Consider the following 13,982-nt stretch of genomic DNA (forward strand, 5'->3'; position numbering starts at 1 on the left):
GCAGCATCACCTTTTGAAAGATGCCACGTGAAAGCAATCCGCCTCTGCCTTGTCGCCTGGTCGTGCAGCGTCCTTGGTCTCGCTCACGCTGATCCAAGCCTGCTGACCCTGCCTTGCTACGGCGCCGACGGCGCGCCGCTGGCGCACACGGAGACGTTCGCCATTCGTGCCGCGGATCTGGAGGCCGGGCGGCCACCGATAAAGGCCGATGCACACGACGGGAAATGCGCGATCGCACTTGAACCAGGGGCATATTGGGTCAAGGCGCAGAGTCCGGAGTGGCGCTCCGTGCCTGTGCTCGTTCGATGGCCGGCGCGGTCGATCGATCGCGTGCTCACCATGATCCCGATGAACGGGCGCGATTCGGCGCGGCAGCAGGCCTTGAGCGCGATGGTGCGGCGCGACCAGGAAGTGCGCAACGCGCTGAGCGACGCGCAGCGCGCAGGTGACGTCGATCGGGTGGCTCAGCTCGAACAGGACATGCGAGCGGTCGATTCGGAGAACGAGTCGCAGCTGCGGCAGTGGCTAGCGGAGAGTGGCTTTCCGCGCGCAGCAGACGTGGGTTTCTCGGGCGTGAGCGATGCCTGGCTGCTGATCCAGCACTCGCAGATGATTGCCGATCAACTGCCGGCGATGAGAGCGGCGGCGGAGGCCGGCGAACTGGCGCGCAGCAATCTGGCGCTGAGCGAAGATCGTGCACGGATGTATGCCGGCCAACCCCAGCGCTACGGGAGCCAGCTGAAGTCCGGAACCGATGGCAAGCTGGCCCTGTATCCCTTGGAATCGGCCGAACAGGTCGACGCGTGGCGCGAGGCCATGGACCTGGAGCCGCTTGCCGACTACCTCAAACACTTCGAGCACTGAGATGCCGATGACCCTAGCCCAAGACCCGCTGACCGACGCCCGCGCCCAACTGGCCGCGTACCTGAAGCTCTTCCCCGGTGAACGGGACGACCTGCTTCAACTTCAGGCCCAGTTTGAAGCCAACGATGTCGACCTGCTGCTGCGCTCGAACATGCGCGGCCACATCACGACATCCGGCATCGTTTTCGACGATGTCGCGGGGAAGGTCCTGATGATCCATCACCGGGGTCTGGATCGCTGGCTGCAGCCGGGCGGTCACCATGAAGGCAGCGACCCGCTCGATCGTTCGGCGGCGCGCGAAGTCATCGAGGAGACGGGCATCACCGATCTTCTTCGGCATACGTGGCCCTCGGCCGCCGATGCGCCGTTCGACATCGAAACGCACTTCATCCCTGCCAACCCCGGCAAGGCCGAAGGCGAGCACTGGCATCACGATTTCATCTACCTCTTCGCGGCGGATTCCAGCGCTTCTCTCAGCCCGCAATGGGCGGAGGTCGCGGGCGTCCAATGGATGACCCTGCAGGCCTTCGAATCGCTGCCGATCGGCCGGTTCGGGCGCATCGCAGGCAAGCTGAAGGCGCTGGTGTGACGCCGTCGCCGATCGCAAGGGCCGAGGCGTTCCGCTTCTGGCTCAAGCTCGGCTTCATCAGCTTCGGCGGGCCGGCGGGGCAGATCGCGATCATGCATGAGGAGCTGGTCGAGCGCCGGCGCTGGATCTCGGAGGGGCGCTTCCTGCATGCGCTGAACTACTGCATGGTCCTGCCCGGGCCGGAGGCGCAGCAGCTGGCCACCTACATCGGCTGGCTGATGCACCGCACCTGGGGCGGCATCGTGGCGGGCGCGCTGTTCGTGCTGCCCTCGCTGTTCATCCTGATCGGGCTGTCCTGGGTCTACATGGCCCACGGCCAGCTGCCGGCCATCGCCGGCCTGTTCCACGGCATCAAGCCCGCGGTGACGGCCCTGGTGGCCCATGCGGCATGGCGCATCGGATCGCGTACGCTGAAGAACGCCTGGCTGGCCGGCATCGCCGTCGGTGCCTTCGTTGCCATCTTTGCGCTGAACCTTCCGTTCCCGCTGATCGTCCTGATCGCAGGCCTCGTGGGCTATGCGGGCGGGCGGATGGCGCCGGACAAGTTCAAGGGCGGCAGCGGCCACGGCTCGGCTCAGGCGGGCTACGGGCCCGCGTTGATCGATGACCACACGCCGACACCATCGCACGCTTTGTTCAGCTGGGCAAGGCTGCGCGTGGTACTGGCGGCGAGCCTCGGGCTCTGGGCCGCGGCGATGGCCGGGCTGGTCGCGCTCTTCGGCTGGCAGGGTGCGCTGGCGCAGATGGGCTGGTTCTTCACCGAGGCCGCGCTGCTGACCTTCGGCGGCGCGTACGCCGTGCTGCCCTACGTCTACCAGGGCGCCGTCGATCACTTCCACTGGCTGACTGCCCCGCAGATGATCGACGGCCTGGCGCTGGGGGAGACGACACCCGGGCCGCTGATCATGGTGGTGGCCTTCGTCGGCTTCGTGGGCGGCTGGAACCAGGCCTTGTTCGGCAGCGACTCGCTGCTGCTCGCCGGCGCGGAGGCGGCCGGCGTGGTGACCTTCTTCACCTTCCTGCCGTCCTTCGCCTTCATCCTGCTGGGCGGCCCGTTCATCGAGTCGACGCACGGCAAGCTGCAGTTCACCGCGCCGCTCACCGGCATCACGGCAGCGGTCGTCGGGGTCATCGTGAACCTGGCGGTGTTCTTCGCCTATCACGTGCTCTGGCCGCAGGGCCTGGGCGGGCGCTTCGACGGCGGATCAGCGCTGATCGGCCTGGCGGCGGCGATCGCGCTGTTCCGCTTCAAGGTGGGCGTGATTCCGGTCGTGCTGGGCTCGGGCCTGGCCGGATTGATCCTTCAGCAGCTAAGCCTCTGAAGGCGCGCGGCCCACTGGTGCCTCGTGCGCCTCCAGCCAGGCCCACTCCTCGTCGGTGAACAGGCGCGAGCGGGTCAGGAAGCGCCGGCCGGTCGGCCCCTCCAGCGAGAACATGCCGCCGCGGCCGGGCACGACGTCGATGATCAGCTGCGTGTGCTGCCAGTACTCGAACTGCGGCCCGCTGATGTAGAAGGGCATGCCGCCGATCTCGCCCAGCAGCCGGTCGTAGTCGCCAACGACGAACTCGCCGCTCGGGTAGCACATCGGCGCGCTGCCGTCGCAGCAGCCGCCGGACTGGTGGAACATTACCGGGCCATGACGGGCGACGAGCTCGGCAATCAAGCTCGTCGCCGCCTCGGTCGCGGTGACACGAGGCACGTTCATCAGAAGAACCCGAGTTTGTTTTCGCTGTAACTCACCAGCAGGTTCTTCGTCTGCTGGTAGTGGTCCAGCATCATCTTGTGGTTCTCGCGTCCGATGCCGGAGTTCTTGTAGCCGCCGAAGGCTGCGTGCGCCGGGTAGTGGTGATAGCAATTGGTCCACACGCGGCCGGCCTGGATGCCCTTGCCCATGCGGAAGGCGGTGTTCATGTCGCGGCTCCACACGCCAGCACCCAGGCCGTAGAGCGTGTCGTTGGCGATGGCCAGCGCTTCTTCCTCGGTCTTGAAGGTGGTCACCGACACCACCGGGCCGAAGATCTCTTCCTGGAAGATGCGCATCTTGTTGTGGCCCTTGAACACCGTGGGCTTCACGTAGTAGCCGCCTTCCAGCTCGCCCTGCAGCATGTTGCGCTCACCGCCGATCAGCACCTGCGCGCCTTCCTGCTTGCCGATGTCGAGGTAGCTGAGAATCTTCTCCAGTTGCTCGCTGGAGGCCTGCGCGCCGATCATCGTTTCCATCTCCAGCGGGCTGCCCTGCTTGATGGCCGCCACGCGCTTGACGGCGCGGTCGATGAAGGCCTCGTAGATCGATTCCTGGATGAGCACGCGGCTGGGGCAAGTGCAGACCTCGCCCTGGTTCAACGCGAACATCGCGAAGCCTTCCATGGCCTTGTCGAGGAAGGCGTCGTCCTTGCTCATCACGTCGGCGAAGAAGATGTTGGGGCTCTTGCCGCCCAGCTCCAAGGTGACCGGGATCAGGTTCTGGCTGGCGTACTGGCTGATCAGCCGGCCCGTGGTGGTTTCGCCGGTGAAGGCGATCTTGCCGATGCGGTTGCTGGAGGCCAGCGGCTTGCCCGCCTCCAGGCCGAAGCCGTTGACGATATTGACGACGCCGGGCGGCAGCAGGTCGCCGATCAACTCCATCAGCACGAGGATGGATACCGGCGTCTGCTCGGCCGGCTTGATGACGACGCAGTTGCCCGCCGCCAGGGCCGGCGCCAGCTTCCACACGGCCATCAGGATCGGGAAGTTCCACGGGATGATCTGGCCGACGACGCCGATCGGCTCGTGGAAGTGGTACGCGTAGGTCTGGTCGTCGATCTGGCTGATGCCGCCTTCCTGCGCGCGGATGCAGGACGCGAAGTAGCGGAAGTGGTCGACGGCCAGTGGCAGGTCGGCGAAGGTGGTCTCGCGGATCGGCTTGCCGTTGTCCCAGGTCTCGGCGGCGGCCAGCATCGGCAGGTTCTGCTCGATGCGGTCGGCGATCTTGTTGAGGATATTGGCGCGATCGGTGGCGGAGGTCTTGCCCCAGGCGGTCTTGGCCTTGTGGGCGGCGTCCAGCGCGCGGTCCACGTCTTCGGCGGTGGAGCGCGGGATCTCGCAGAACGCGCGGCCGGTCACCGGCGTGATGTTCTCGAAGTACTGGCCGCTGGAGGGTGCCACCCACTCGCCGCCGATGTAGTTGCCGTAGCGCTTCTTGAAGTTGACGGCGGTGCCGAATTTGCCGGGTTCGAGCATGTCCATGTCTTGTCTCCTTGTTGGCGATCACCGGCGCCGCGACCTGCGGCGCGCGACAGGCACTGTCTGCAAGCTGCGCGCCAGCCCTGCCGGCAGGGATTTGTGCCGGCGGCGTCGCAGCTTGCGACGTATACAGCAGAATATGACGCAACAGCGTCGCATTCCGCGACGCCGCGTGGGAGACCGTGATGGACAGCAGCCATGCATCGACCTCACTCTCGGGCGTGCACCGGGCCCGGCAGGCCTTCTTCGTCGAAGGCGGCGATCCGGGCGCGGGCCTGCCTTCGCACATCGCGCGCTCGTGGCGGCGCTGCAGCGCGCATTCGCCGATCGCGGACCTGGCCGAGCCGGTACAACGCGGCGAGCTGTCGGCGCGGCGCGAGGCGGCCTCCTGGCTGCGTCGCTGTGCCGAGCCCGAGCTGGATGCGCTGGCCGAGCATGCGGTCGGTCAGGGTTGCGTCGTCATCCTCACCGACGCGACGGGCCTGATCCTGGACGAGGTCGGCAGCCCCGAGTTCCTGCCCAAGGCGCATCGGATCGCACTGGCGGCCGGCGTGGAATGGTCCGAGTCGCGCCGCGGCACCAATGCGATCGGCACGGCGCTGCAGGAGCGCCAGGCGCTGATGGTGCTGGGGGGTGAGCACTTCCTCGCACGCAACGGCGCGCTGGGCTGCGCGGCCGCGCCGATCTTCGACGCGCGCGGCGCGCTGGCCGGCGCGCTGGACGTCTCCGGCGAATCGATCAAGGTCAACGAGCACGCGCTCGGGCTGGTGCGCCTGGCCGCGAGCCAGGTGGAGCACCGGATGATGAGCGCGGCCGCCGCGCTGCGGCCCGGCCAGGGCCTGCTGCGCTTCCATCGACAGCCGGGCCTCGTCGGCACGTCGCGCGAGGCGCTGCTGTCGATCGAGGACGGCCTGATCGTCGGCGCCAATCGCCGCGCGCTGGCGCTGCTGGGCCTGGACTGGTCTGATGCGCTGGGCCTGCCGGCGGCGCGCATCTTCGGCACGCGCTGGGAACGGCTGCAGCATGCGCCGGACCGGGTCGCTGCGCCGGACGGCCGCCAGTGGATCGCCGCGCTCGACACCACCGCGGCCCGCCGCCCGGTGGCCATGCCCGCGGCCCGGTCGGTGCCGCTGGAGCAGCAGGACGCGCTGGACCCGCTGCTCGCCCGCGCCGGTCGCCTGCTGGCCGAGGGCTTGTCGATCCTCGTGACCGGCGAGACCGGCAGCGGCAAGGAGGTCTTCGTGCGGCGCCTGCACCAGGCCAGCCGCCGGGCGTCGGGCCCGCTGGTCGCGGTCAATTGCGCGGCGCTGCCGGAGGGCCTGATCGAGGCCGAGCTGTTCGGCTACGAGGACGGCGCCTTCACCGGCGCGCGCCGCCGCGGCCAGGCCGGCCGGCTGCGCGAGGCCCAGGGCGGGCTGCTGTTCCTCGACGAGGTGGGCGACATGCCGCTGGCGATGCAGACGCGCCTGCTGCGCGTGCTGGAAGACCGCGTCGTGCGCCCGCTGGGCAGCAGCCGCGAGTTCGCGATCGATTTCGACCTGGTCTGCGCCACCCACCGCGACCTGCCGGCGCTGGTGCGCAGCGGCGGCTTCCGCGAGGACCTGTTCTACCGCCTGCAGGGCGAGGTGGTCGCCATCCCGCCGCTGCGCCAGCGGCCTGATCGGCGCGCGCTGATCCAGCGCCTGTTCGACGAGGCCGGCGCACGGCGCAAGGAACTGCGGCTGACCGACGAGGCGCTGGCCCTGCTTTCGGCGCAGCCCTGGCCGGGCAATGTCCGCGAGCTGCAGGCCGCCCTGCGCCGCCTGGCCGCGCTGAGCGAGGCCGGCACGACCCTCGGCGAGCCGGAGCTTGCCGCGGCCTTGAGCCTCGCGTCATGCACCGCCTCTCCGGCCCACGGCGAGGCCACGCTGGCCGCGCTCGCCGACGAAGCCATCCGCCAGGCCCTGGGCGCATCGCACGGCAATGTCGCCGCGGCCGCACGCCTGCTGGGCGTCCATCGCAGCACCCTTTACCGACAGCTCGCCAGAAAGCCCTGATCGCGATGATGACGATGAAGTCCGAGACCCTCCAACGCAGCGCCGCCGCGCTCTGCGTCACCGGCGATGTTCCCAACGCGCTGAGCCTGGACCTGGCGCAGCTCGAAGCCTTGCCGCACCACGCCCTGGGGCCGATCGACATCGCCTGCATGACCGGCCGGCCGGTGGCGCACGTGGACCGCTACGCCGGCGTGCGCCTGACCGATGTGCTCGACGCGACCGGCCTCGCGCAGCTGCACCGCAGCGAGCTGAAGCGCTGCATCGTCGTCGCCAGCGGCCGCGACGGCTACCAGGCGCTGTTCAGCTGGTGCGAGCTCTACAACTCGCCGATCGGCGCCCAGGCGCTGATCCTGTTCGAGCGCAACGGCGAGCCGCTCGACGATCACCTGGGCCCACTGGCCCTGATCTCCGCGGCCGACACCCACCTGGGGCCGCGCCACCTGCGCCATCTCGACGGCCTGGCCGTTCGGAGGCTGTGAACCCCATGATTACTGAATATCTGCACTGTCTTCTCGCCCTCGCCGAGGCCCGCGACCCCAGCGAGGCCGCTGTGGCCTGCGGACTCTCCGACGAACAGTTCCGCCAGGCGCTCGACGCGATCGAGCGGCAGCTGGGCATCTCCTTGTTCACACCGGGCCACACGGGACCCCAGCTGTCCTCGCAGGGCGAGCGCGTGCTCGCCTGGGCACGCTGGCAGGTGGCCGAGACCTCGGCCCTGCTGGACGACCTGCGCGTCATCCGCAAGGAGACCGCGCTGGCGCCGCTGATGGAGCGGCGCTCGGTGTCGCCGCGGCGGCTCAGCGGGCCGGGGCCGGATTCCGCGGACATCGAGCTGATCATCCAGGCCGCGCTGCGCTCGCCCGACCACGGCAGCCTGCGCCCCTGGAGAGTCGTCGAGTTCCGCGACGAGCAGCGCACCGCGTTGGCCGACCTGTTCGAGCAGGAAAAACTGCGCCGTGATCCGCTGGCCTCGGCGGGCGACCGGCAGCGCGCCCGAGCCCATGCGGTGCGGCCGCCGGTGCTGCTGGCCTTCGTCGTCTCGCCGCGCGAGCGCGGTCGGGTGCCGGTGCGCGAGCAGTGGCTGACGGCGGGCGCGGCCCTGGGCAACCTGCTCAATGCCGCGCACCAGCTCGGCTTCGGCGCGATCGTACTGAGCGGGGACCGCTGCTACGACGAGACGCTGTCCGCGCAGCTGGGCATCGGGCCCAGCGAATACCTGGCGGGCTTCATCTCGCTGGGCAACGTCGCGGAGACGCCGCCGGCCCGCAAGCCGGCGCTGCCGGGGGAGGTGTGGTCCTGCTGGATGCCGGCCCGCCAGACGCACAATGACGAGCACCATGAGTGACGACACGCAACGACTTTTCTCCTACGGCACCCTGCAGCTGGAAGCCGTCCAGCTCGCGACCTTCGGCCGCCGCCTCGCCGGCCAGGTCGACCGGCTGCCCGGCTACCGGCTGGAGCAGCTGGCCATCGGCGACCCGGCCGTGGTGAAGACCAGCGGCAAGACCCACCACCCGATCGCCGTGCCCACCGGCCAGGCCGGGGACACGATCGACGGCATGGTCATCGAAGTGACGCCCGCCGAGCTGGCGCACGCCGATGCCTACGAGGTGTCCGACTACCGGCGCGCGGCCGTCACGCTGGCCTCGGGCGTGACCGCCTGGGCCTATGTCGATGCGCGCGACGTGTCGACTCAGCGCTGACGACGCCGACGCAGCAGGGCCAGCGCGGCCAGACCGAGCGCGAGCATCGCGGTGGTCGTCGGCTCCGGGACCGGCATCATCAGCTGCATCGAGAACAGCCGGGCGTAGGCATAGTCGCTCGACTCGCCGGCGGGCTGGTACAGCGCCATGCCGGTGACCCAGCCGCTGTCGCTGATGGAGTAGGCGCTTTCCAGCGTCCACTCGCCGCCGGTGCTCGGCGACAGCAGCGTGTTGAGGTCGATGACCTCGCCGCCCGGCGTCCAGACCACGGCGTGCGAGTCGGCGTCGTAGAACGAGTTGTCGGCGCTGCCGACGACGTTGGCCGTGCCGGCGATGAAGCCTGAGGCGTTGATGCTGAAGGCATAGCTGAACGATTCGCCATTGCTGCCGGACGACAGGAGCTTCAGCTCGGTCGGCTCGACGCTGCCCGCCGCCCAGCTGACCGCGCGCATGCCCAGGTCGGAGCCGTCGCTGGCGTATTTCTGCGACATGCCGACCGCGGTGCCGGCATCGTTGATGGCCAGGGCGGCGCTGAACGAGATCCCCGAGGCATCAGCGGAGAGGGAGTGCAGTTCCACCGGCGCGGTGGCGTTGGCGGCCCAGCGGACCGCGCGTTCGCCCTGGTAGTTGCTGTCGGCGTCGTACTTGGACGATTGGCCCACTATCGTGCCGGCGTTGTTGATCGCGGCAGCGCTGCTCGAATAGGTACCGTCGGGGGCCGTGCCCAGATTCCCGAGCGCCGTGGCGTGGGTGGTGTTGGCGTCCCAGCGGATGGCCGAATAGCCCAGCAGCTGGCCGTTGCTGTCGAAGGTGTTGCCCGTTCCCACGGTCGTGCCCTTGGCGTTCACCGCGGCCGTGATCGTGCTGCTGCCGTACTCGCCGGTGCCCGGCAGCTTGTCGAGCACCTGGCCCGTGCTGGTCTTCGAGTTCCAGCGCATCGCCTGGAGACCCGTGGCGGTGTCGCCGTTGAATGAATTCGCGTAGCCGACGATCACGCCCGTCGAGGAGACGGCGTTGGTGCCGGAAATGCCGTAGCCGTGCGTGTCCGTGTAGCCGCTGGGCAGGGCCAGTTGGTGGGCGACCGATGACTTCGGCTCGTAGTACACCGCACGGCCGCCCAGGTTCTGCGTGCCATCGGCCGAGTACAGGTCGCTGTTGCCGACGATCAGGCCGCTGGCGTTGACGGCGACGGCCGACGAGAAGCCGTAGCCCGCCGGTGACCAGCCGGCCACGGAGTTGGTGCCCAGCGTGTCGAGCTGGTAGGTGCCGGTGCTCGTCATGACCAGGCCGCGTTGTCCCAGGAGGGCACCGTTCGCCAGCTGCGCCGTGCCGAGGCCCATGCCGGCGCCCGAAGCCTGGCCCCCTGCGCCGAAGACACCCGGCAGCGTGTAGACCATCGAAGGGTAGACGTAGCCGACGGGCTCGAAGTCGCCGGGCGTGACCTCGACGATGTCGAGACCGGGAGCGCCGTAGAAGATGCCGCTGATGTCGGCAGCGCTGATCGTGGCCTGCGCCGAGGACGCGGCCACGGCGAGCAAGGAAGCCGCGGTGAAGATGCCAACGAACTGATGCCTGGAGGAAGAGAACATGGTTTGGACCCTCGCAATGTGTGTCGGAATTCACGTTGATGACGTCCGCAGTGTGCGTCCAATTTACCTTCGAGAAACCTAGGGCATATGCTGAGCATATTCCGGGCGCCAATTCAAAGCCGCCGTGCGGTATCCTGCGCGGCATGAAAACAGAAGCTCTGATAACAGCGGACGACAACGCCTTGCGGCGCCGCGCAGAGGAAACAGGCGACCGCCTGCGCAGTGCCGTGGACTCGCTGCTCACCGAACTGGGGCGGCGCGGCCTGCGCGATCAGCGCTCGATGCAGGGCGCGCTCAAGCTCAGCCAATCGGCCATCAGCCGGCTGGTGTCCTCGGTGCGCAGTGGCGATTCGCTGGCCACACTCAGCTCCATCCCCGGGCCGGAGGCCCTGCGCCAGATGGTCAAGGGCGCGTCGCAGTCGGGGGTCGACCGCGACTGCATCGAGCGCGTCGAAAGCGCCGTCGCCGGGCTGCAGGATTTCCTCGATTCAGAGATCGGTGATCGCACCACGCTGGATGCCGTCCTCAGCGACTGGGTGCACGAATCGCGTGGCGCCTTCGAACTGCGCCACAAGGCGGCGGCCTTCAAGTCGATGAGCGCGCTGCGCGGCGTGCAGGCCGAGATGATCCTCAACGCGGGCATCGTCCATCCGTCGGCGGGCAACCCGGATGTCCACGACTGCATCGGCATCGACGCGCTGCTCGGCTGCAAGCGCATCCGGCCCAGCGGCACGCTGCGCCTGTTCGGCTCGTACCTGGCGCCGGAAGGGGCGAGCTTCTCGGTTTCCAATCTGCAGGGCGCCCCCATCCAGTCGATGCAGGACATGCTGCTGCCCGCGTTCTCCACCGTGCCGTCCTCGCACATCGAGACCCAGCATCACGGCCAGTACCTCGAAACCACGATTCGCGAGCTGCCCCTGGGCAAGGGCGCGGATCGGGGCGAGGACCTGGTCTGCGCGCAGCTCTACCGCGGCGTGCACCGGGCAAGCCGCGGCACCGGCGCGCCGAGCTCAGGAGTGGGCGGCCAGGCCGAACCACCCAGCGGCTACTACGTGGTCGACGCGCTGCTGCACGATGAGGTCTGGCCCGGCGTCCAGCCCGAACTGCGCCTGTTCGACACCGTGGTGCGCGGCATCACGCATCCGGACAACGCGTCGCGCCTGGGGGACCGGCTCGACATGCTGGAGTCCGTGCATTCGCTGGGCCGCGGGCCGGACGCTTTCCGGCTCCCCGAATTCCCGGCCTACCCCGAAATCATCCGGCAGACCTGCGCGCAACTGGGCTGGGATCCGCGGCGCCTGCGCGGCTTCCGCTGCAAGGTGCGCTACCCGATCTACGGCTCGCAGATCGGGCTGGCGTTCTCGTTGCCGACGTAAACCTCATCCGGCCGCTTAAACCGCCCGTCTAGGCCGGCCGCTTCACCAGCACCGGCTCCACCCGGTATGCCTGCGGGAACATCTTCTTCAGGTTGTCGATCTTCGGCAGGTCGTTGTAGACGATGTACGGGTAGCGCGGGTTCTCGGTCAGGAAGTCCTGGTGATAAGCCTCGGCCGGGTAGAAGCCGCCGTTGGCCTCGATCTTCGTCACGATGGGCTTGGGGAAGACCTTGGCCGCATCGAGCTGCGCGATGTAGGCCTGCGCCACCTGACGCTGCGCGGCATCGTTCGTGAAAATGGCGGAGCGGTACTGCGTGCCGCTGTCGGGACCCTGGCGGTTCAGCTGTGTCGGGTCGTGGACGACCGAGAAGTAGATCTGCAGCAGGGTGCCCAGGCGCACCTGGCTCGGGTCGAAGGTGACCTCCACCGATTCCGCATGGCCGGTGCTGCCGCTGCTGACGATCTCGTACGACGCCTTGGACGCCGGGCCGCCGGCATAGCCCGACACCGCCCGCGTCACGCCCTTGACGTGCTGGAACACGCCCTGCACGCCCCAGAAGCAGCCGCCGGCGAAGACAATCTTCTGCAGCCCCTGTTGCGCGGCGGGCGGTGCGTCTTGCGCCGGCGGCGGCAGCGTCACCGCAGCCTCGGCCGCCGAGGCGACGCCGCTTGACCCCTGCCACGAAAGGCCGGCGACCACGAGCGCCACACCGCCGGCCAGCCAGGTAAGCCCCTGGCGGCGCGACAGCACGGATGAGGAGGAGGACCCAGTTCTGTTCATCATGATGAAACCTCTCGTTCAACCGAAAGTGAATGCGTAGGCGGCAGCACCGGGATCGAGGAACTCGATGCTGAAGCTGTGCTCCCGCACCTCGCCCGACTGGCGCACCAGCTGGTAAAGGCGCTGCGAAGTGACACGGCCGCTGCCGTCGGGCGCGACGTCGGTGCCGTGCGAATCGCCCGGCGCCTGGCCGTCGATCAGCACCTTGAAGCGCACCGGCTTGCCGTCCGGCCCGGGGCCCAGCACCAGGTGCAGGTCGCGCGCCTGGAAGCGGTAGACGATGCGTGCCGACTTCGCGTCCGACACGGCGCTCTCCGGCCCAACACGCCAGTTGCCGGCCAGGCCCCAGCCGTTCAGCGGCAGCTCGCCCGGCAGCGAATAGCTGGCCGGCTGGTCGTGCACGGCGCGCGGCGATGAAGCGAAATGCTGAGCCCGCTCATAGCCGACGTAGGTCTCCGGCGAGCGCACCTGCGCCATGTCCGCCTCCTGCTGCACGCCGGTGGCGCTGACCTCGGTGAGGCCCTGCGCGACCTGGCTCGCGCCAGCCTCGCGCAGCAGCTGCTGGATCACCCGCTCCGACTGCGCCTCGTCGCCCTCGCCGAAGTGGTGATGGCGCACGCGGCCCTGGGCATCGATGAAGTAGTGCGCCGGCCAGTAACGGTTGTTGAAGGCGCGCCAGATGGCGTACTGGTTGTCCACGGCCACCGGGTACTCGATGCCGAGATCGCCCAGCGCCTTCTTGACGTTGCCCAGGTCACGCTCGAAGGCGAACTCCGGCGCATGCACGCCGACCACCACCAGCCCCTGCGGACCGTACTTCTGCGCCCAGGCCTTGACGTAGGGCAGGGTGCGCAGGCAGTTGATGCAGGAGTAGGTCCAGAAGTCGACCAGCACGACCTTGCCGCGCAGCGACTCGGCCGTCAGCGGCTTGCCGTCTGCCGTGTTGAGCCATTCGGTGGCGCCGGCGAGCGGCGGAGCAAGGCCTTCGTCGGGCAGCGCCGGTCCGTTGGCGAGGGCGGTGCTCGCCATCATGGCGCCGCCGGCGGCCATCATCGCGCCACCCTGTGCGGCGTCTACGGGGCGCTCACCGGCCAGCTTGTCCACCAGCCGCTGTTCCAGCCCGCCGGTCGATGCGGTGGACACCTGTGCCAGCACGCCGGTGTCCAGGCCCAGCGCGATGGCGCCCACGCCGGCCAGCATGGCTGCACCCAGCGCGCGGCGCACCCATTCGCCGGCGCCCAGCGCCCGCTTCATCGCCGCAAACACACGGCCGCCCAGCAGCAGGGCCGCCGCCATCGAGGTGGCCGCGCCCGCGGCATAGGCCACCAACAGCAACGTGGTCGACAGGCTCGCGCCCTGCAGCGCCGCGCCGGTCAGGATCAGGCCCAGGATCGGCCCCGCGCAGGGCGCCCACAGCAGGCCCGTGGCCACGCCCAGCAGCAGCGAGGCGCCGGGTCGCACCTGACCTTGCTCGCCCTGCGAGGACTCAGACAGCCGCGCGCCCAAGCCCACCAGCGGCCGCGTCAGCCGCTCGGCCAAGCCGGGCCACAGCAGGGTCACACCGAACAGGGCCACCAGCACCAGCGCGACCCAGCGGCCGTACTGGTTGGCCGCCACCACCCAGCCACCGCCCACGGCCGCCAGCGAGGCCACCAGCGCGAAGGTCAGCCCCATGCCGACCAACAGCGGCAGGCCGCTGCGCACGAAGGGCTGGTGGGCACGCGAGAACACGAAGGGCAGTACCGGCAGGATGCAGGGGCTGACGATGGTCAGCACGCCGCCCAGGTAGGCAAGAAGGATCAGCAGCATGGGAATACTCGG

13 protein-coding genes are annotated in these 13,982 nt (G+C 69.1%); 8 read left to right on the forward strand and 5 right to left on the reverse strand.

Annotation, left to right across the window (positions count from 1 at the left end; genetic code table 11):
* The first annotated feature begins 27 nt into the window (after window positions 1–27).
* From SNE35_RS08995 to chrA, 3 genes are read left to right on the forward strand one after another with little or no spacing between them, the layout of a single operon-like run.
* Entirely contained in the window at window positions 28–864 is an 837-nt protein-coding gene (locus SNE35_RS08995) for a DUF6624 domain-containing protein (protein WP_320422558.1), read from the forward strand.
* 1 nt (window position 865) lies between these two features.
* A complete protein-coding gene (locus tag SNE35_RS09000) occupies window positions 866–1,453 on the forward strand; it encodes an NUDIX hydrolase (RefSeq protein WP_320422559.1) in 588 nt (195 codons plus the stop codon).
* The gene (gene chrA / locus SNE35_RS09005; RefSeq protein WP_320422560.1) at window positions 1,450–2,775 is read left to right on the forward strand and encodes a chromate efflux transporter; all 1,326 of its coding nucleotides are present in this window, start codon (window positions 1,450–1,452) and stop codon (window positions 2,773–2,775) included. The genes SNE35_RS09000 and chrA overlap by 4 nt, the downstream gene beginning before the upstream one ends.
* On the opposite strand, the gene SNE35_RS09010 is transcribed toward chrA, so the two are convergent.
* Window positions 2,764–3,159 carry a DUF779 domain-containing protein gene (locus SNE35_RS09010; RefSeq protein WP_320422561.1) on the reverse strand — a complete coding sequence of 132 codons (396 nt, stop codon included), beginning with the start codon at window positions 3,157–3,159 and terminating at the stop codon, window positions 2,764–2,766. The genes chrA and SNE35_RS09010 overlap by 12 nt on opposite strands.
* On the reverse strand, window positions 3,159–4,679 hold the full coding sequence (gene adh, locus SNE35_RS09015; protein WP_320422562.1) for an aldehyde dehydrogenase: 1,521 nt from the start codon (window positions 4,677–4,679) through the stop codon (window positions 3,159–3,161). Before adh ends, SNE35_RS09010 begins: the two co-directional genes overlap by 1 nt.
* 182 nt (window positions 4,680–4,861) lie before the next feature.
* On the opposite strand from adh, the gene SNE35_RS09020 reads away from it, so the two are divergent.
* Genes SNE35_RS09020 through SNE35_RS09035 form a run of 4 tightly spaced genes read left to right on the forward strand, consistent with a single transcriptional unit; the run spans window position 4,862 to window position 8,415 of the window.
* Window positions 4,862–6,712, forward strand: coding sequence for a sigma-54-dependent Fis family transcriptional regulator (locus SNE35_RS09020; RefSeq protein WP_320422563.1), 1,851 nt, complete (start codon window positions 4,862–4,864; stop codon window positions 6,710–6,712).
* A 14-nt stretch (window positions 6,713–6,726) separates the two neighbouring features.
* Window positions 6,727–7,191 (forward strand): molybdopterin-dependent oxidoreductase, encoded by a 465-nt coding sequence (locus SNE35_RS09025; RefSeq protein WP_320422564.1) that lies wholly within the window; start codon window positions 6,727–6,729, stop codon window positions 7,189–7,191.
* A gap of 5 nt (window positions 7,192–7,196) precedes the next feature.
* Window positions 7,197–8,057, forward strand: a complete 861-nt coding sequence (locus SNE35_RS09030; protein ID WP_320422565.1) for a nitroreductase family protein — start codon at window positions 7,197–7,199, stop codon at window positions 8,055–8,057.
* A complete protein-coding gene (locus SNE35_RS09035) occupies window positions 8,050–8,415 on the forward strand; it encodes a gamma-glutamylcyclotransferase family protein (RefSeq protein WP_320422566.1) in 366 nt (121 codons plus the stop codon). The genes SNE35_RS09030 and SNE35_RS09035 overlap by 8 nt, the downstream gene beginning before the upstream one ends.
* Here SNE35_RS09035 and SNE35_RS09040 read toward each other — a convergent pair.
* On the reverse strand, window positions 8,406–10,004 hold the full coding sequence (locus SNE35_RS09040; protein WP_320422567.1) for a DUF3466 family protein: 1,599 nt from the start codon (window positions 10,002–10,004) through the stop codon (window positions 8,406–8,408). The genes SNE35_RS09035 and SNE35_RS09040 overlap by 10 nt on opposite strands.
* A 143-nt stretch (window positions 10,005–10,147) precedes the next feature.
* On the opposite strand from SNE35_RS09040, the gene SNE35_RS09045 reads away from it, so the two are divergent.
* The gene (locus tag SNE35_RS09045) at window positions 10,148–11,380 is read left to right on the forward strand and encodes a hypothetical protein (RefSeq protein WP_320422568.1); all 1,233 of its coding nucleotides are present in this window, start codon (window positions 10,148–10,150) and stop codon (window positions 11,378–11,380) included.
* 28 nt (window positions 11,381–11,408) lie between these two features.
* Here the strand turns inward: SNE35_RS09045 and msrA are convergent, their stop codons facing one another.
* Together msrA and SNE35_RS09055 are read right to left on the reverse strand one after the other, a co-directional pair.
* On the reverse strand, window positions 11,409–12,164 hold the full coding sequence (msrA, locus tag SNE35_RS09050) for a peptide-methionine (S)-S-oxide reductase MsrA (RefSeq protein WP_431312727.1): 756 nt from the start codon (window positions 12,162–12,164) through the stop codon (window positions 11,409–11,411).
* 15 nt (window positions 12,165–12,179) lie between these two features.
* Window positions 12,180–13,970 (reverse strand): cytochrome c biogenesis protein DipZ, encoded by a 1,791-nt coding sequence (locus SNE35_RS09055; protein WP_320422569.1) that lies wholly within the window; start codon window positions 13,968–13,970, stop codon window positions 12,180–12,182.
* Between the last annotated feature and the right edge of the window lie 12 nt (window positions 13,971–13,982).

The organism is Roseateles agri (genome assembly GCF_034043675.1).
Classification (GTDB): Bacteria; Pseudomonadota; Gammaproteobacteria; order Burkholderiales; family Burkholderiaceae_C; genus KK5.

Excerpts from the sequence above, each read along its gene's own strand:
- SNE35_RS09000 (WP_320422559.1), top strand. The coding sequence starts at position 866 with ATGCCGATGACCCTAGCCCAAGACCCGCTGACCGACGCCCGCGCCCAA.
- SNE35_RS09010 (WP_320422561.1), bottom strand. The coding sequence starts at position 3,159 with ATGAACGTGCCTCGTGTCACCGCGACCGAGGCGGCGACGAGCTTGATT.
- adh (WP_320422562.1), bottom strand. The coding sequence starts at position 4,679 with ATGGACATGCTCGAACCCGGCAAATTCGGCACCGCCGTCAACTTCAAG.
- SNE35_RS09020 (WP_320422563.1), top strand. The coding sequence starts at position 4,862 with ATGGACAGCAGCCATGCATCGACCTCACTCTCGGGCGTGCACCGGGCC.
- SNE35_RS09025 (WP_320422564.1), top strand. The coding sequence starts at position 6,727 with ATGAAGTCCGAGACCCTCCAACGCAGCGCCGCCGCGCTCTGCGTCACC.
- SNE35_RS09030 (WP_320422565.1), top strand. The coding sequence starts at position 7,197 with ATGATTACTGAATATCTGCACTGTCTTCTCGCCCTCGCCGAGGCCCGC.
- SNE35_RS09035 (WP_320422566.1), top strand. The coding sequence starts at position 8,050 with ATGAGTGACGACACGCAACGACTTTTCTCCTACGGCACCCTGCAGCTG.
- SNE35_RS09040 (WP_320422567.1), bottom strand. The coding sequence starts at position 10,004 with ATGTTCTCTTCCTCCAGGCATCAGTTCGTTGGCATCTTCACCGCGGCT.
- SNE35_RS09045 (WP_320422568.1), top strand. The coding sequence starts at position 10,148 with ATGAAAACAGAAGCTCTGATAACAGCGGACGACAACGCCTTGCGGCGC.
- msrA (WP_431312727.1), bottom strand. The coding sequence starts at position 12,164 with ATGATGAACAGAACTGGGTCCTCCTCCTCATCCGTGCTGTCGCGCCGC.
- SNE35_RS09055 (WP_320422569.1), bottom strand. The coding sequence starts at position 13,970 with ATGCTGCTGATCCTTCTTGCCTACCTGGGCGGCGTGCTGACCATCGTC.